This is a genomic window from Microbacterium sp. B19(2022), from assembly GCF_012030385.1.
In the GTDB taxonomy this organism is placed as follows: domain Bacteria; phylum Actinomycetota; class Actinomycetes; order Actinomycetales; family Microbacteriaceae; genus Microbacterium; species Microbacterium oxydans_B.
In genome coordinates, this window is the sequence record NZ_JAAUVO010000009.1 from 79,297 (window position 1) to 95,886 (window position 16,590).

Genomic DNA, 16,590 nt, shown 5'->3' on the forward strand with positions numbered 1-16,590 from the left:
TGACGGCGGTGCTGTCCCTTCCCTGCCGCTTGTCAATCATCGATAGGTTGCGAACTTGAGATCGCGGCTGCTCACATCCGGGCCCCACGTCGTTCCGCCGTCGGTGCTGAACCATGCGGTGCCTCGCGCGTAGGGATCGCCGTCGAAGTACTCGAACCCGTAGGAGTTGCTCGTACCGGCGTTCGGCGTCAGGGGTGAGGTCGCGGCGACACCGTAGGACTTCGCCGGATCGAGAGCACTCGTCGATACGGATACCGGCGCGGAGGCCGACGGCACGTCGCCGGGCGCGAGCGTCCTCTGCCCGACTGTCGCCACGGGTTGACCGCCGGCGCCCAGCTCATACACCCGGATCTCGAGGTTTCCGGCGGGGCTCCCGGCACGGTAAGCCCAGAAGTCGACGCGCGTCGCGGCCGTCTGCGGGCGGAACGTCTGCATCCTGCCGAGCGTGCTTCGCAGATCGCTATAGGGATAGAAGGTGCCGAAAGTGTTGGCCTGGTCCAGGATCGGCGCGCCCGCGTCGTACCCGATCGACGGCATCCATGAGACCTCGGCGCCCGTCGAGCCCTGCGTGATGAAGCGAATCGTGTCGCCGGCGGTCACAGCGAGACCGTCCGCATTCGTGGCGACTCCTACCCTCGTGGCGGGAACGCTCTGCGCGGTCACGACCGCGACGCCGTTCTTCTCCACACGGACCGTCGGCGTTCCCGCACCCGTGCTCAGGGCGCGCCCACGGATGTTCACGTAACCCGTGGCCGGCGCGGTCCAGGCCAGGGCGACCGATTCGCCGGTAGCGGGCACGCGCGCGAATCGGCCGGACGCGGTGGATGTCCCGTTCCACTGCTGTGCTGCAGCATCGAAGGTCATGGCGATCCACGAAGTGCCGGTCCGCGACTCATGCTTCCATCCGTGCTGGCCGGCTGTTCCCGTGAAGTCCCGAGCGGCTTGAGAGGTGCGGGTGGAGGTGCCGACATCGTGGTTGTCGAGGAAGCTGAACCCGCGGAAGTCCTCGCCGACGCCGGAGACTGCGAGGCCGTGCGGCTCGTCGTAGAGGTTGTTGGTCACCGTGCCGGTGGGGACGAAGCAGTTCGATACGCGGTGCACAGCGCCTTCGCCGTTGTCCTCGAAGAGGTTGCCGTCGATCAGGGTGTCGTCGCTGTGGTCGAACGGATCGTTACTGCTGCCGGGGCACGTCGCCGGGTTGCGGATGGCCAGGACGTCGATGCCGGGCCCATGATTCTCCGCGATGTAGTTGTAGAGGATCTTCACGTCCCGATTCGCGTACTCGAGATCGATGCCCATCTGATCGTTGGGGGTGCCGACGTCGGGTGTCTGCACGATGAGGTTGTTGACGATGACGAGCCCCTCGTTGCGGGAGAGCAGGAGGCCCGTGGTGCCGTTCTTCGACGGGCAGGCGCCGGCGTTCTGGACGATGGAGTCGCGCACCACGGCATTGCGTGTATTGATCAGGGTGATGCCGTTCGGGCAGTCGGCGCGCATGTCACCGCCGCCGTCGAGGTCGTGGATGTAGAGGTCTTCCAAGACTGCATCCTGTACCAGGTTGGCGCCGTCGGTCCCGTCATGGGTGCGGATCCCGTTGCACCAGGCGATCTCGACCCCCATGTTCGAGTGCGCGACCTCCACGCCGGAGATGCGGAGGTCACGAAGGCCGACGTCGGAGCTCGTGAAGGGGAAAGGCGCGACCGTGGCCTTGCCGGTGGCATCGTTGACCGCCGGTCCCGTGATCGCTACTCCGGCGGAGGTGTAGAGGCCGGGAATGGGCGACAACGAGCACGTGCCGTCGTACGCCTGCGAGTTGCCCTGGGCGATGCCGGTGATGTGGTGCGCGTACACGTTCTCGATCGTCAGGCCCTCATGGTCGAGCTCGTCGTAGTAGGCCTGGACGCCGACGGCGGCGTTCGCGACTTCGAGGTCGCGTACCGTCACGTGCGACACGTTCTCGAGGTAGACCCCACGGTCGTCGTCAGCGGCGTCGCGGGAGATCAGTGGTCGCGCTCCGCTTCCGTAGGCCGCGACCGTGATCGGCGCGCTGCCCGTGCCGGACCCCGAGATCTCGAGCTGCTGGTTCCAACTCGCCCCGCGGGCCAGAAGGAGCTCGTCGCCCGCAGCGAAGTCCGTGGCGGCGACCGGCACGAAATCGCACCACGGCGCATCCGTGGTCGTTCCCGGCCCAGCGTTGCTGCACCCGGCGATCGGATTCACGTATCGCGTCGTGCCGGCAGCGGATGCCGTGGTCGGCGCACCGAGCAGGGCGGCGGAGAGGGCCGCCGCGGTCATCAGGGCAAAGATCCTTCGCATGGAAGTACCACCTCGTCGTTGAGTTTCGGCTTCGAGTTTGACCGCGAGGCGATCACCTCGTAATCTGCTCAGTACGGCCGATTCTAAACGTTTAGTTTCCCTGGCCGCCACCCCAGAATGATCACGCAAAGGAGCCGATCACATGCTCACGATCCGTACCCGAGTCGCGGCCGTCGCCACTGTCGGCGTCGTCGCCGTCGCGCTCGCCGGCTGCGTCGGAACATCTGACGCACCATCCGCCGACGGCGACGTCACCCTGACCTGGTGGGGGTGGAACAACTTCCGGTACGAGCAGGTGATCGACGAGTTCGAAGCCGCCAACCCCGGGATCACCGTCGAGTACAAGAACTACGCGTTCGACGACTACGTCACGGCTCTGCGCCCGGCTCTCACCGGCAGCGACGGGCCCGATGTGTTCCAGATGCAGCCCGGCGCGCTCGTCACCAACTTCGGTCCGCTCGCCGTCGATCCCTCGGAGCACATGGAGTCCGTGCACGGGGCGGACTGGCAAGATCGCTTCTACCCTGCCGGTCTGGAAGCGCTGCAGGCCGACGGGGAGCAGGTCGCGCTTCCGAATTACATGAGCGCCGCCGGCCTCGTCTACTACAACGCCGACATCCTCGAGGAGCTCGGCCTCGACGTGCCCAGCGATCTCGACCAGTGGGAAGCGGACTGCGCGACGATCGTCGAGGCCGGGTACGCCTGCCTCGCGCACGGTGCGAAGGACGGCTGGGTCAATGAGGACGTGTTCCTCTCCCTGGCCAACAGCGTGTCTCCCGGACTCGTCTACGAGGCGATCGAGGGAGATACCTCCTGGACGGATCCCGACCTCGTCGCCGCGATGACCGCGTGGGGATCTCTTTTCACGAACGGCATCGTCGCCGAGGGAGCGACCGCCATGGCCGAGTACCCCGACGCGTTCTCGGCCTTCCTTGAGGGGAACGCCGCCTTCGTCGCCCTGGGCACCTGGAACACCTCGCAGACCATGACCGCCGCGGGCATCGCCGAGGCGCAGAAGGGCGTCAGCACGCCCATCGACAACGTCTTCCTGTCGGCGCCCTTCCCCGCCGCGGAGTCGGGTGGGACACCGACGAGTCCCTTCGGCGGCCCGGACAACGGCTGGGCGGTCGCGGCCAACACGCCGTCAGAGGAGGCGGCCCTCGCCTTCCTCGACTTCCTCACCACCGGGTACGGGCAGGAGAATCAGGCCAGCGGCGGCAACATCCCGGCCGTGCGCGACGTCGCAGTCTCGACGGAGGACGTCGTGGATCCGCGGCAGGTCGAGGACATCGAGCGCCAGCAGGCGAGCATCGACGACCTGGTCGGGCTGCGCCAGATCCCCTACCCCGACCTGGATGCCGCCCTCATCGACGCGCTCTCCCAGGTCGCAGCCGGTGCCGCGACTCCGGAGGCCGCGCTCGAGAGCGTCGAGTCGGTGTCGGCCGGTCTTGACCGCGAGTGATCCGTCCGGGGCGGGCTCGGTCATCGAGCGCGCCCCGGACTCCGCGCGACTTCGCAGCCACGAGAGGAACTCCATGATGACGGCAACTCCGGCGAGGCCCGCCACCGGGCGCGCGCCGGTGCGGGTATACCGGTCACTGCAGAAGTGGATCTGGGCGGTGCCGGCACTGATCCTCGTCGGAGGCGTCATCCACGCGGCGATCCTGGCGAACGTGTCCTACTCGACTCTCGAGTGGAACGGCGTCTCCACCGACGCCGAGAACGTCGGCTTCGGTAACTACATGGCCCTGGTCACCGATGCGACGTTCCTCACCGCACTGCGCAACACCCTGACGTTCGCCGTCGGCACGGTCTTCATCCAGATGGTGCTGGGCTTCGGTCTCGCGCTCCTGGTACGCACGCGAGTGGTTGGTCGCGGTCTGCTGCGCACTCTCGTCTTCGTGCCGGTGGTGCTGTCACCTGCCGTCGTTGCCGTCTCCTTCCGACTGCTCCTCACCCCCGATGGCGCTTTCAATCAGACGCTGGAATCGCTCGGGTTCGGGTGGCTGACACAGGCGTGGCTCGCGAATCCGTCGATCGCTCTCCTCACCCTCATCGCCATCAACGTGTGGCAGTACACCGGATACAGCTTCGTGATCTACGACGCGGCGCTCGGCCAGGTCGATCCCTCGATGATCGAGGCGGCGCGGCTCGACGGTGCCGGCACCTGGCGGCTCACGAAGAGCATCCTGCTTCCGACGGTGTCCGGATCCCACCTCGTGCTCATCGTGCTCGGATTCGTCAGCTCCCTGAAGATGTTCGAGCTGGTCTTCCTCACGACCGGAGGTGGGCCGGGCAACTCGACTCAGGTGCTCACCGGATACATCTACGAGCAGGCGATCGCGAGGTTCCACGCGGGATACGCCTCGGCCATCTCGATCGTGGTCGTCCTCGTCGCCGCCGTCTTCGCGGCGCTCCAAGTCCGACTGGCAAGGAACGCCTGACATGTTCTCTCATCAATCGCTTCCCGCGCGGGTCATCAGCCAGGTCTTCCTTCTCATCGCGGTCGGGGTGCTGGTGCTGCCTCTGGGAATGATCCTGTTCGTGAGCATGCAGGGGGAGGGGCCGGTCAACTATCTCCGCGTCCTCGAGGGCACCCCGTTCGTCCGGTTCTTCGTCAACAGTGCGATCGTCTCCGTCTCCACCGTCGTTCTGGTGACCCTCACCGCGACGATGGCCGCGTTCGCCACGTCGGTGCTCCGTCCCCGGGGAGCTGGGATCGCGCAGCTGCTGCTCATCGCCGGGCTCGCGCTTCCGGCCATCGCGCTCGTCGTGCCCCTCTTCTACGCCGTGCAGTCACTCGGACTCCTCAACACCTACTGGGCGGTGATCATCCCGCTCGCCGCGATCTCCCTGCCGTTCGGTGTGCTCGTCGCATCGAACTACATCCGGTCGCTGCCCGTCGAGGTCTACGAGGCGGCCAAGGTCGACGGCGCCACCGACCGGCAGTACTTCTGGCGGGTGCTGTTGCCGATGTGCCGGCCCATCCTCGCCGTGGTGGTGATCTTCACCTTCCTGAGCGCCTGGAACGAGTACCTCCTGCCTCTGATCTTCATTCAGAACACCGACATGCAGGTCCTCACCCAGGTGCCGACGTACTTCCAGAGCCAGCGCCTGGTTGACACCCCCAAGATCTTCGCGGCGAACGTGCTCATCAGCCTCCCCGTCGTCGTCCTCTATATCGCACTGCAGCGCACCTTCCAACGCGGTCTCTCCGCGGGTGCCATCAAATGAACGAAGGATCCCCGATGCGGCCCACTGTCCTGGCCTACTTCTTCCCCGACTGGCAGACCGACGCGCGCAACGACGCGTGGTTCGGTGAGGGTTGGACCGAGTGGGAGCTGCTGCGCCGCGCCACCCCGCGGTTCGACGGCCATCGCCAGCCGCGGGTCCCCGTTGCGGGTGAGGAGGACGACGCCGATCCGGCGGTGATGGCGCGTCAGATCGAGCTCGCGCACCGGCACGGGATCGACGGATTCCTCGTGGACTTCTACTGGTACGACGACGGGCCCTATCTGAACCGCGCCCTCGACGAGGGGATGCTGGCTGCAGAGATGCCCGACGACTTCCGCATCGCGCTGATGTGGGCGAACCACGAGCTCGTCGACATCTTCCCCTCGCGGCACCCGCATCGGAAGCCCCCGGTGTTGAAGTCCGGGGCGATCGACAGATCGGCCTTCGAGCGGATGGCGCGGCACGTGATCGACACGTACTTCACGCATCCGAACCATCTGCTCATCGACGGCAAGCCGTTCTTCTCCGTCTACGAGGTCGGAACCCTTCTCGAGGGCCTCGGCGGCGTCGAAGGCGCCCGCGATGCGCTCGACTGGTTCCGCCGGGAGACGATCGCCGCCGGCTTCCCCGGACTGCACCTCGACATGGTGGTCTGGGGCTTCGGCGTTCTGCCCACCGCGGTGACGGTGGCGGATCCGGCCATCCTCATGCGCGCGCTGGGCGCCGACAGTGCGACCTCGTACGTGTGGATCCATCACACCGCCACCGAACGCCACCCGTGGCCGCTCGGAGACTGGTGCGACGTGCAGCGCGATGCGTTCGACGCCTACGAAGGATACGTCGAGGCGCTGCCTGTGCCCTTCCACCCCAACGTCAGCGTCGGGTGGGACCCGTCGCCGCGTACGGTGCAGTCGGCCGAATGGGAGGACGGCACCTATCCGTGGATGACGGTGTTCGACGCCTCGCCGGATGACTTCCGACAGGGGCTGCTCACCGCGCGCCAGTTCCTCGCCGACCACCCCGTCACCAGCCCGCTGCTCACGATCAACGCCTGGAACGAGTGGACGGAGGGGGCGGCGCTCCTTCCCGACACCCACTTCGGAACGCGATTCCTGGAGACGATCACGGAGGTCTTCCCTCGATGAGTTCTGCTGCACGCATCGTCTCCGTGTCCGTCGAGCACCACGCCGAGAGCCTCGGTATCGGCACGTCGAAGCCGCGGCTCGCCTGGACGCTCGATGCACCATCCGACTGGAAACCCGGCAACGCGGAGGCGCAGCTCGAGGATGAGACCGGTGCGGTCACGGTCGCGCCCCTCGATGCGCGGGATGAAGTCCTGGCGTCCTGGCCCTTTCGGCCGCTGGCGTCGCGCGAGCGCGTGGCGGTGCGCATCCGCGCGGTGAACGACGCCGGTACCGAGCGGACGCCCTGGAGCGCGCCGCTCTTCGTGGAGGCAGGTCTGCTCGACCCGGCCGATTGGCAGGCTCGCCCGGTCTCAGCGCCGTGGCCCGAGACGCCGGGAACCGAGCGGCGACCGAGCCGGATGCGTCGGCGCTTCGACCTCGACGGCGGGTTTCGCTCCGCCCGGCTCTACATCAGCGCGCACGGCGTCGTCGACGGCTTCCTCAACGATGAGCGTGTCGGAGACGACACACTCGTGCCGGGCTGGACAAGCTATCGTCACCGCCTCGCATACCGCACCTACGACGTCACCGATTTGCTGGTCGGAGGCGAGAACGTCTTCGGCGCGCACCTCGCTGACGGGTGGTACCGAGGCCGTCTCGGCTATGTTGAGAACCTTCGCGACTACTACGGGGACGATCTCGCGCTCATCGCCCAGCTCGAGATCCGCTACGACGACCGAACGATCGTGATCGCGACGGGGGAGCCGGGATGGGAGGCCACCACTGGACCGATCCTGAGCAGCAGTCTCTACGACGGTGAGACCTATGACGCCCGCGTCGGCGACGACTGGCGCGGCGGTGAGTGGGTGCCGGCCGTCGTCGGCGACCGGGATCCGGCGACTCTGTTCGCGCCGCGTAGCGCTCCTGTGCGTCGCCATGCGGAGCTCGCGCCTCGGACGACGACGGTGCAGGCAGACGGCAGCATCCTGTACGACTTCGGGCAGAACATCTCGGGGCGCCTTCGTCTGTCGATGGCGCGTACGCGCCGAGGGGAGGAACTCGTGCTGCGCCACGCCGAGGTGCTCGAAAACGGCGACCTCGCTCTGCGTCCGCTGCGTTCGGCAGCGGCGACCGACCGCTACGTGCAGGGCGGAGGCGAGGAGCATTGGGAGCCGCGGTTCACGATGCACGGCTTCCGCTACGCCACCGTGACCGGGTGGGGTGGTGCGCCGGCAGAACTCGACGTGTGTGCGATCGCCTACACGACGCAGATGCGGCCGTCCGGCTCGTTTGAGACGGACAACCCGCTCCTGAATCGCTTCCACGAGAACGTTCGATGGGGTCTGCTCGGCAACATGGTCTCGTTGCCCACGGACTGCCCGCAACGGGACGAGCGATTGGGGTGGACGGCGGACTTCCAAGTCTTCGCCCCCGCCGCCTCGTTCCTCTATGACATCTCCGGTTTCGCTCTGGACTGGCTCGACGATCTCGCAGCCGAGCAATCGCCCGACGGCACCGTCCCCATCTACGTGCCCTGGCTGCCGCTCGACTACGACACGAGCCCGCCGGTCGCGGCGTGGGGCGATGCGGCCGTCCTCGTGCCGGACACCCTGCACGAGCGTTACGGCGATCCAGAGATCCTGAGGCGCCACTTCGAGATCGGGGAGCGCTGGATCGAGCGCGTCCGTGAGCTCGCCGGTGACGATCTCGTCTGGGACGAGGGGTTCCAGTTCGGGGACTGGCTGGATCCGCTGGCCCCGCCTGACGACCCGTTCCGCGCCGTGACATCCACCGGATTCGTCGCCACAGGATGCTTCGCGCACGCGGCCGAGCGTCTGGCGAGGATCGGGCGGGTCATCGGGGCCACGTCCGCAGACCGGATGCAGCGCCTGGCGGACGACGTGCGCCAGGCGTTCGCCGATCGATACCTGGGCGACGGCGGTCTTCCCCGCGACGACACCCAGACGGCCTGCGCCATGGTGCTGCAGTGGAACCTCGGCGCCTCGGAGCACCGGCCGCGCGTGGCCGAGCGGCTCGCACAGCTCGTGCGCGCGAACTACTTCCGGATCGGGACCGGCTTCGTCGGGACGCCCCTCGTGCTCGACGCGCTCGCCGACAACGGACACCTCGAGGATGCCTACGCCCTGCTCTTGCAGACGGAGTGCCCGTCATGGCTGTACGCCGTGACGATGGGTGCCACCACGGTGTGGGAACGGTGGGACTCGATGCTCCCCGACGGCTCGATCAACCCGGGCTCGATGACGAGCTTCAACCACTACGCCCTCGGTGCGATCGCGGACTGGCTGCATCGCAGGGTCGGCGGCCTCGAGCCGGTGGCCGCCGGCTTTCGGCGGATCCGCTTCGCTCCGCGCCCGGGCGGGGGCATCACGAGCGCTTGGACGCGCCACGAGACGCCGTTCGGGTCCGCATCGATCGAGTGGCGGATCGGCGACGGGTGCCTCGACGTGCAGCTCGTCGTCCCGACCGGGGCCACCGGCTGGATCGACATCGAGGGCATCGTTCCGCATGAGGTGCCCGCGGGGCACCATCGCTTCACGACCGACGCACCGCTCAGCTACGTGGCACCGATGACTCTCGGACGATCAGTTCGGGCATGAACACGACCGTGCGAGGCGGGGGAGCCGGTGATGCCTCCGCCTCGAGCAGCAGCTCCACGGCCGTTGCCCCGAGTTCCGCCTGCGGCGGGTGGAGCGTGGTGAGCTCGAGGGGTGAGTATTCGTCGGCGAGGGCGTCGTTGTACCCGACGACCGAGATGGCGTCGGGCACCGGCAGCCCGCGCTCGACGACCAGTGCCTGGAGGAGACCGACGGCGACGAGGTCGTTCACCGCGAAGATCCCGTCCGGGCGCTCCGGCTCCGGTCGGTCGGCGATGCGGCGGCCGATCTCCCGCCCCTGACGGGCGTTGCGCTCAGTGGTCTCGATCAGCTCGAGGGTCGCATCTGCGACGCCGGCCGCAGCACCGCGGAAGCCCTCGAGGCGCTCTGCGACCTGATGGATCTCGCTCGGGCCGCCGACGAACGCGAGCCGGCGGCGTCCGCACTGCAGAAGGTGCTCCGCGGCCACCCTGCCTCCGGCGCGCCCGTCGATGGCCACGGCGGGGAGAGTGCCTTCGTCGGCGCTGTAGTCCAGCAGCACGATGGGGACGCGGGCCTTTCCCTCGACCAGGTAGGGGGAAGGGTCTGCGACGGGAGCGAGGAGGAGGCCGCGCACCCGCTGCTCCTCGAACAGATGGAGGTACTCCGTCTCCAGATCCACCTGGCTGTCACTGTCGGCGAGAACCACGTACAGGCCGTGCTCGGTCGCGGCCGCCCTGATGCCGCGCGCGACCGCGGCGAAGAACGGGTCGGTCACGTCGAAGCCGATGAGTGCGAGCATTCGGCTCTTGCCGGCCTTGAGCTGGCGGGCGGCATCGTTGCGCACGTATCCCAGCGCCTCGATCGCGACTCTCACTCGTTCGGCCGTCTCGGGGCGGACCTTGTCCGGCTTGTTCAGATAGAACGACACGGTCGCCGTGGAAACGCCCGCATGCTCCGCCACCTCGCGAATGCCCACCACCACATCACCTCACGACGAGTCTAAACGTTTTGCAACTCGTGAAGACAATGAGCTCGAACGGGAGGGGGCGTGGAGATCCGCGGAATCGTCAACTTCCCTGAGGACGGACCGGCTTCCCGGAGGCCGTCAACCATTCGACCGCTTCCTCCACCGTCATCTCGGTTCTCGTACCGTCGGGGCTCCGCCGGGAGCCGAACAGCACCCGATGGTCGTAGCGGCTGCAGTTCTTGCGGAGAAGTTCGTAATAGTAGTCGTCGAGATAGATCTCGAACTCGTCGGCGAAGGAACCGGAGCGCGGCAGCCGGGGCGTCTTCAGCCACTGCACGACGGCGCGGATATCGTCGCTTCCGAGTGTGATGGTCGGGGGCGCCGGAAGCGATAGCCGGAAGGCCAGTACCTCGGCGCCTTCGCCCTCCCACCATTCCGCGAGGTTGAAGGAGCTGGTGTCTTTTCCTGTCAGCTGTCGGACCCGGGCCGACAGCGACTCGTACGCGGATCCGTCCTCGTCGCCATGCTCATCGACGAATCGCGCATACGCGTGCAGCTCACGCAGCACAGCGTCGTACCGCGCTTCGGCGGTCTCGAGGTCTGGTTGCAGTGGGCGCGGGATCACACAGTCAGGATATGGGGGCGCGGATGCGGGGCGCGTCCGAAGGCGTCACGAGAGGCGTACCCGGTCAGTGAGGTGAGTGGCGAGCCGCTCGACGGCGCCCGCGAGTTCGGCCGGCTCGATGACAGACACCGGAGCGGTGAGCGCTATCTCGGCGACCGTCATCGCGAGCCGTCCGAGGTCTTCGCTGCGGATTCCGACGACGCAGTGTTCTGCGTGCTCCTCCCTCAGAGTGTGGTCGGCCCACTGGAGGACGCCCTCAACCTCCGCGAACGGTTTGTGGATGACGAGGGTCGCATCGTGATCGCGGGCAGTGCGGCCGATCGATCTCGCGACGAAGTCGGCCGCATCTCCCCCGGGAATCGTGCGCGGCGCGAAGTGATTGCCGACTGGTCGCGGCGCCTGGATGCGGTCGAGTCGGAACGTTCTCCAATCGCGACGGTCTCCATCCCACGCTACGAGATACCACCGTCGTCCGGCTGTGACGAGCTGGTGCGGCTCGACGTGCCGCCCGCTGCTCTCGCCGTCGCTTCGCAGGTAGTCGAACCGCACGTGCTCATGGTCGCGACATGCTGCGGCGAACACGCTCAGCGACTCGGGATGGATGACGTCGTCATCGACGGCCCGCCGCAGTGAGGCGACGCTCGAATACAGCGCCGACACGCGTCGACGAAGCCGATGAGGCAGAAGTGCCTCGATCTTCGCCAGCGCGCGCAGCGACGTCTCCTCGATCCCGCTAACGGTGGCTTCCGCGGCATAACGCAAGCCGATCGCCACCGCGACGGCCTCCTCATCATCGAGGATCAGGGGCGGCACATGCGTTCCCGTCGCGAGCCGGTAACCTCCGTACCTCCCCGAGGTGGAATCGACCGGGTAGCCGATCTCGCGAAGGCGGTCGAGGTCGCGCCGCACCGTTCGTTCGGTCACCCCGAGCCGATCCGCCAGTTCCGCACAGGGCCAGAAGCGGTGGGTCTGCAGAAGCGACAACAACTGCAGGGCTCTGCCCGTGGGATTGGTTCTCATGATTCTCAGCCTGCCGAGGATCTCGGACATCCGGTGTCCAGGATGCTCCGTACGGTCCGAGTAGCCGCCGATCCACACCTGCGATCGGTGCCGAACTCAGAGGAGCAACCGTGAACCCGTCCGACTTCCCCGACCCCACCCTCATCCCCGTCAACGGCATTGAACTCGAAGTCTTCGAGGCCGGGCGAGAGAACGCCGGGAACCCTATCGTGCTGTGCCACGGATGGCCGGGGCATGCCTCCGTGTGGCGGAATCAGGTGCCGGCCCTCGTCGCTGCGGGGTACCACGTCATCGTCCCGAACCAACGCGGTTACGGCAACTCTTCGCGGCCGACCGAGGTAACGGCCTACGACATCGAACATCTCGCGGGCGACCTCGTCGGACTTCTCGATCACTATGGGTACGACACGGCGATCTTCGTCGGTCACGACTGGGGCGCAAGCGTCGTCTGGGGGCTGACCCTGCTGCACCCGGACCGCGTGGACAAGGTGATCAATCTGAGCCTGCCCTATCAGGAGCGCGGAGAGATTCCGTGGATCGAGCTCATGGAAGCCGTGCTCGGCGGTGACTTCTACTTCGTGCACTTCAATCGGCAGCCCGGCGTCGCGGACGCCGTGTTCGATGAGAACACGTCCCGGTTCCTTCGCAACCTGTACCGGAAGAACGAACCCCCTCGGCAGCCTCAGCCGGGGATGGAGTTCATCGATCTCGCCCGAGCGGAGGCACCGCTCGGCGAGCCCGTCATGAGCGACGACGAACTCGCCGTTCTCGTCTCCGCTTTCGAAACCTCGGGATTCACGGGCGGTGTGAATTGGTACCGGAACCTCGACCGCAACTGGCACCTGCTCGCCGACGCGGACCCGATCATCCACCAGCCCGCACTCATGATCTACGCCGACAGAGACATGGTCCAGAAATCCGAGACGCTTGCGGACTTCGTGCCGAACGTGGACGTCGTCAGCCTCGACTGCGGGCACTGGATCCAGCAGGAAAAGCCCACCGAACTCAACGAGGCGATCGTGAGTTGGCTGCAGCGACAGGACGCGCGATGAGATCGGAGAGCCCGACGTCAGGAACCGTCGCGCAGGTCGGCCGGAGCTCCCGCCGAGAACCGGATCCGGTCGAAGCGCGAGTCGCAGTCCTCTCCCATCGGCGCCTGCGACATGAAGCCCACCGTCACGGGGAGATCGGTCTTCAGGCGGAACACCCGGACGAACTCCCACCGGTCGCCGTCGTCGGAGGCATGGAAGGCGAACGCGTCTCCGATGCGCGCGACGCGGAGATAAACGAACTCGCGCTCGACGAGGGTGGAGTTGCAGTCATCGGAGAACTCGTTGGTCACGACGCTGACGACCATCGCCCGGCCGTCGGGTGAATACTCGAAGCAGAGCTTCGCCCAGTACTGCTCATCGCACCACAGGCCCAGCACGGCGGCGTCGAACGTCGTCCGCTCCCCGATGACGCGAGCTCTGGCGCTCAGCGTGAAATCGCCATCGGTCCGGAAACCCAGCAAGCTCGCGCGGTGCTGTGCGGGGCCGCCGAGCGAGTCGTTGGTCCAGTCCCCTCCCGGGGCCGCGTGCAGCACGAGCTCGCCGGTATCGCCGTCGTAGCTGGCATCCAGTTCGCCGTTGGTCCATTCGAGCGTCGGCAGGGCAGGTATCTGCATGGTCGTTCTCCTCCGTGTCATTGCGGTGTGGGTGTGGGTGTGCGTGTGTGGGGGTCGTTTAGACGGGAACGGCGTCGAGCATCCGCCCGTCGACGAGATGACGGCGGGACCGCGCCCGCTGAGCGACCACATCGTCGTGCGTGACGACGATGATGGTCATGCCTGACGCGTTCAGCTCATCGAACACGTCGAGCACGTCGTCGGTGGCCTCCCGGTGCAGGGCGCCGGTCGGCTCGTCCGCGATGAGGATCGGCGGACGATTCACGAGTGCGCGGCAGATGCCGACCCTCTGCCGCTGGCCGCCGGAGAGCTCGTGCGGTGCGCGAGCGCCGAGGTGTCCGATCCCGAGCCGATCCATGAGCTGCTCGGTGTTTGCCAGGGTGTCTGCGGAGACCCGGCCGCGTCGTCGCACCGCCGGGAGCAGGATGTTGTCGATCACCGCCAGCTCGTCGAGGAGGTCGGTGCGCTGGAACACGAAGCCGAGGGTGGTGCGACGGATGTGTGCGAGGGCCTTGTCGTCGAGCGCGGAGAGATCGTCGTCGCCGATGCGCACCGACCCCGATGACGGCTGGTCCAAGCCGCTCAGACACGAGAGCAGAGTCGTCTTGCCGGAGCCGCTGGGACCCGTGAGGGCCAGATAGTCGCCTTCGGAGACATCGAGGTCGATTCCGCCGAGCACGGTCGCGAAGTCGCCCGCGGCCGACTCGAAGCGGCGGGTGACGGCGCGCGCCGTGATGAGTGCGGGCGATCGTTGCATGTCGGTCAGCTTTCGTTGAGGAGTGCGGGGCTGTGGGCGCAGGCGATGAGGGCGCCGACCACGGCGGCGGCAGCCACCACGGGGCCGGTGATCAGGCTCCAGCCGTTGGCCGCGACGAGGTCGGTGGCGCCTCCGCCGAACGAGGAGAGGGTGGCACCGAGCACGCCGGGCCCGAGGAGCTCCGTCGCGACCCACCCGAGGAGAAGACCGGCCCCGGCGACACCCACCGCCCGGAACAGGGGGATCGTGCGCAGCCCGCCGCGAGACCATCCGAGGAGCCGCAGCAGACGCAGATCGGACTCGTCGCGAGTCGCCTCGAGCCGCCCCCGGAGAGCGAACACCAAGAGCATCACCACGGCAGCGGCTGCCCAGGCGATCATCGACGCCGTCTTCAGACGCTCGACCGTGTCGCCCAGCGTGTAGTGGACGAACCTGTCCAGCTCGGTGAAAGACGCCGACGGGTGATCGAGCGCGAGTGACGAGGCTTTCGCGCCCTGGTCGACGCCGTCTCGGAGGTCGACCATGAACGTTTGCCACAGGGGGATGCCCTGATCGCCGGGCAGCTCGACGGCTTTGCCCGATCGGCCACCGTTGGTGATGTCGTGATAGACGCCCGTGATGCGGTACCGATGGGTCGAACCGGCCGAATCCACCTGGACGGACTGTCCGACCTCCACCCCCGCGTTCTGCGCGGCGAGAGTCGACAGCGCGAGCTCCCCGGGCCCTGCGGGCGCTTCGCCACGCGCATAGGCGAGGGGGAAGGTCGAGGTGTCGCCCACCTCCAGAGCGACGTCATCGGTGCGCGCCGCGGCGATGAGCGCGACCCGGAAGCTGGTGGCCTTCGCGAACCGGGCGATGTCCGGGTCATCGCGCAGAGACCGCTCGAGCGCGTCGCCCGCGCCGGCCTCCGCGCCCTCGCGGACGAACGCACGGAGGTCGCTCTGGCCGACGCCCATGGTGGTGACGAAGTCGGGTGCCGCGATCGTCTGGGTCACACGCTGGGGCAGGGCCGCCAGCGCGACCGCGAAGCCGACCATGACGATCAGCAGCACGGCGGTGGTACCCCGGGTGGTGAGTCCGCGGACGGCGAGGCGGATGCTGACCGGAATCGGAAGATCCCAACGCAGTGCACGCGGACGACCTCGGGTCTGCGCCGACACCCCGGGCCTGGTCAGAGCGAGCAACGGGCTGATGCGGCGCACTCGGCGCAGCAGGTGCGCCGCGAGCGCGGTCGGGATCGCGGACGCGACCACGACGGCCAACAGCATCACGATGTTCCCCGTGGCGCCGTGCCCGTCCGAGGGAGCGCCGTCGCCGCCTCGCAGGAGTGCGGACGCGGGGAAGACCATGAGCAGGGCGACCAGGACAGCGGCGCCCGAGTGCACGGCGTATCCGAGGAGCAGGGTCGACGAGACCTCGCGGTGCGAGAAGCCGATCGCCCGCATCACGCCGATCCGACGTGCGTCCTGTTCGAGGGCGGTGAGGACCATGATCCGCAGGCACAGCAGCGTGATGGCGAGCAGGACGATGCTCACCAGGATGGTGAGGATGGCGACCAGGCCGTCTGTCAGCGCGGCGATCAGACGCAGCAGGCTCCCGTCGACGGCCGCACCGTTGGCCGGGAGTCCGGCCGCACGGTATGCCTCCGTGAATCGATCACCCGCGTCGTCGACCAGGCGGAACGTGAGGATGTGCTCCACGGGAAGCCGCTCGGCAAGGTCGTTCCAATCCCCTTCGGAAAGCACGAATCGCTTCGAGTTGACCAGACTCGGCCCCATCTGGGCGTCGCGGACGACGTCGGCGACGGTGAACGTCTGCACGTCGCCGTGCACGGAGATCTCGACCGTGTCACCGCGCACCAAGTCGTAGGCGTCGGCGTAGTAGCCGGGCACGGCGATCTCGCCGTCGCGGACGCTCGTCGGCGTGCCGTCGGGTCCGAGCAGGAAGTCGAATCGCGGGCTCTGGGTGACCAGCAGGAGGTCCATCACGCCGTCGCGCGCGGCATCCGAGATCCCGTGCATCCGAAGATCCTGATTGTCGAGCTGGAGCGCATCCTGCACCTGGTGGTCGTCGACGATGTCCGGGTGGGCTGCGGCGAAGGAATCCAGGGAGGAGGTCTCGAGGGGGCCGACGTGCATCTGCACGGCGTCCGGTGCTTCCGCGAGCGCGAAGAGCCGTTCGGTCGCCCCGATCGTCGAGACGAGGGTGGCGACACCGGCACCGGCGGTGGCGGAGCTGATCGCCATCAGCAGGATCAGCGAGACGCTGCTCACGGGATTCCTGC

The 16,590-nt window shown here is 67.5% G+C and carries 13 protein-coding genes; 6 read left to right on the forward strand and 7 right to left on the reverse strand.

Translation table 11 applies throughout. The features are described from left to right. Window positions 1-36: 36 nt before the first annotated feature. Window positions 37-2,295: a right-handed parallel beta-helix repeat-containing protein gene (locus HCX50_RS10020; protein WP_167634130.1), complete on the reverse strand. Its 2,259-nt coding sequence runs from the start codon at window positions 2,293-2,295 to the stop codon at window positions 37-39. A 163-nt stretch (window positions 2,296-2,458) separates the two neighbouring features. On the opposite strand from HCX50_RS10020, the gene HCX50_RS10025 reads away from it, so the two are divergent. The 5 genes from HCX50_RS10025 (at window position 2,459) to HCX50_RS10045 (ending at window position 9,292) form a co-directional block, all read left to right on the forward strand. Beyond that, entirely contained in the window at window positions 2,459-3,778 is a 1,320-nt protein-coding gene (locus HCX50_RS10025; RefSeq protein ID WP_091035567.1) for an ABC transporter substrate-binding protein, read from the forward strand. Window positions 3,779-3,851: 73 nt separating this feature from the next. Further along, window positions 3,852-4,760 (forward strand): carbohydrate ABC transporter permease, encoded by a 909-nt coding sequence (locus HCX50_RS10030; RefSeq protein WP_167381635.1) that lies wholly within the window; start codon window positions 3,852-3,854, stop codon window positions 4,758-4,760. Between the two features lies 1 nt (window position 4,761). Continuing rightward, window positions 4,762-5,550, forward strand: coding sequence for a carbohydrate ABC transporter permease (locus HCX50_RS10035; RefSeq protein WP_091035564.1), 789 nt, complete (start codon window positions 4,762-4,764; stop codon window positions 5,548-5,550). 14 nt (window positions 5,551-5,564) lie between these two features. After that, the gene (locus tag HCX50_RS10040; protein WP_167381634.1) at window positions 5,565-6,695 is read left to right on the forward strand and encodes a glycoside hydrolase family 99-like domain-containing protein; all 1,131 of its coding nucleotides are present in this window, start codon (window positions 5,565-5,567) and stop codon (window positions 6,693-6,695) included. Next, complete coding sequence (locus tag HCX50_RS10045) at window positions 6,692-9,292, forward strand: alpha-L-rhamnosidase (RefSeq protein ID WP_167634132.1); 2,601 nt, start codon at window positions 6,692-6,694, stop codon at window positions 9,290-9,292. Before HCX50_RS10040 ends, HCX50_RS10045 begins: the two co-directional genes overlap by 4 nt. On the opposite strand, the gene HCX50_RS10050 is transcribed toward HCX50_RS10045, so the two are convergent. The 3 genes from HCX50_RS10050 to HCX50_RS10060 all read right to left on the reverse strand — a co-directional run bounded on the left by HCX50_RS10050 (window position 9,246) and on the right by HCX50_RS10060 (window position 11,883). After that, on the reverse strand, window positions 9,246-10,247 hold the full coding sequence (locus HCX50_RS10050) for a substrate-binding domain-containing protein (RefSeq protein WP_167634134.1): 1,002 nt from the start codon (window positions 10,245-10,247) through the stop codon (window positions 9,246-9,248). The genes HCX50_RS10045 and HCX50_RS10050 overlap by 47 nt on opposite strands. Window positions 10,248-10,338: 91 nt before the next feature. After that, on the reverse strand, window positions 10,339-10,863 hold the full coding sequence (locus tag HCX50_RS10055; RefSeq protein ID WP_140403369.1) for a hypothetical protein: 525 nt from the start codon (window positions 10,861-10,863) through the stop codon (window positions 10,339-10,341). 45 nt (window positions 10,864-10,908) lie between these two features. Further along, window positions 10,909-11,883: a helix-turn-helix transcriptional regulator gene (locus HCX50_RS10060; protein WP_167634136.1), complete on the reverse strand. Its 975-nt coding sequence runs from the start codon at window positions 11,881-11,883 to the stop codon at window positions 10,909-10,911. Between the two features lie 110 nt (window positions 11,884-11,993). Here HCX50_RS10060 and HCX50_RS10065 point away from each other — a divergent pair, with 110 nt between their 5' ends. Then, on the forward strand, window positions 11,994-12,935 hold the full coding sequence (locus HCX50_RS10065) for an alpha/beta fold hydrolase (protein ID WP_167634138.1): 942 nt from the start codon (window positions 11,994-11,996) through the stop codon (window positions 12,933-12,935). A 17-nt stretch (window positions 12,936-12,952) separates the two neighbouring features. Here the strand turns inward: HCX50_RS10065 and HCX50_RS10070 are convergent, their stop codons facing one another. Genes HCX50_RS10070 through HCX50_RS10080 form a run of 3 tightly spaced genes read right to left on the reverse strand, consistent with a single transcriptional unit; the run spans window position 12,953 to window position 16,579 of the window. Next, entirely contained in the window at window positions 12,953-13,549 is a 597-nt protein-coding gene (locus HCX50_RS10070) for a DUF1349 domain-containing protein (RefSeq protein WP_167634140.1), read from the reverse strand. 58 nt (window positions 13,550-13,607) lie between these two features. Further along, window positions 13,608-14,306 carry an ABC transporter ATP-binding protein gene (locus tag HCX50_RS10075; protein WP_167634142.1) on the reverse strand — a complete coding sequence of 233 codons (699 nt, stop codon included), beginning with the start codon at window positions 14,304-14,306 and terminating at the stop codon, window positions 13,608-13,610. 5 nt (window positions 14,307-14,311) lie between these two features. Further along, the gene (locus HCX50_RS10080; RefSeq protein ID WP_167634144.1) at window positions 14,312-16,579 is read right to left on the reverse strand and encodes an ABC transporter permease; all 2,268 of its coding nucleotides are present in this window, start codon (window positions 16,577-16,579) and stop codon (window positions 14,312-14,314) included. Between the last annotated feature and the right edge of the window lie 11 nt (window positions 16,580-16,590).

Coding starts and splice junctions, on each gene's coding strand:
- HCX50_RS10060 (WP_167634136.1), bottom strand. CDS start 11,883: ATGAGAACCAATCCCACGGGCAGAGCCCTGCAGTTGTTGTCGCTTCTG.
- HCX50_RS10075 (WP_167634142.1), bottom strand. CDS start 14,306: ATGCAACGATCGCCCGCACTCATCACGGCGCGCGCCGTCACCCGCCGC.
- HCX50_RS10020 (WP_167634130.1), bottom strand. CDS start 2,295: ATGACCGCGGCGGCCCTCTCCGCCGCCCTGCTCGGTGCGCCGACCACG.
- HCX50_RS10040 (WP_167381634.1), top strand. CDS start 5,565: ATGCGGCCCACTGTCCTGGCCTACTTCTTCCCCGACTGGCAGACCGAC.
- HCX50_RS10070 (WP_167634140.1), bottom strand. CDS start 13,549: ATGCAGATACCTGCCCTGCCGACGCTCGAATGGACCAACGGCGAACTG.
- HCX50_RS10030 (WP_167381635.1), top strand. CDS start 3,852: ATGATGACGGCAACTCCGGCGAGGCCCGCCACCGGGCGCGCGCCGGTG.
- HCX50_RS10035 (WP_091035564.1), top strand. CDS start 4,762: ATGTTCTCTCATCAATCGCTTCCCGCGCGGGTCATCAGCCAGGTCTTC.
- HCX50_RS10025 (WP_091035567.1), top strand. CDS start 2,459: ATGCTCACGATCCGTACCCGAGTCGCGGCCGTCGCCACTGTCGGCGTC.
- HCX50_RS10045 (WP_167634132.1), top strand. CDS start 6,692: ATGAGTTCTGCTGCACGCATCGTCTCCGTGTCCGTCGAGCACCACGCC.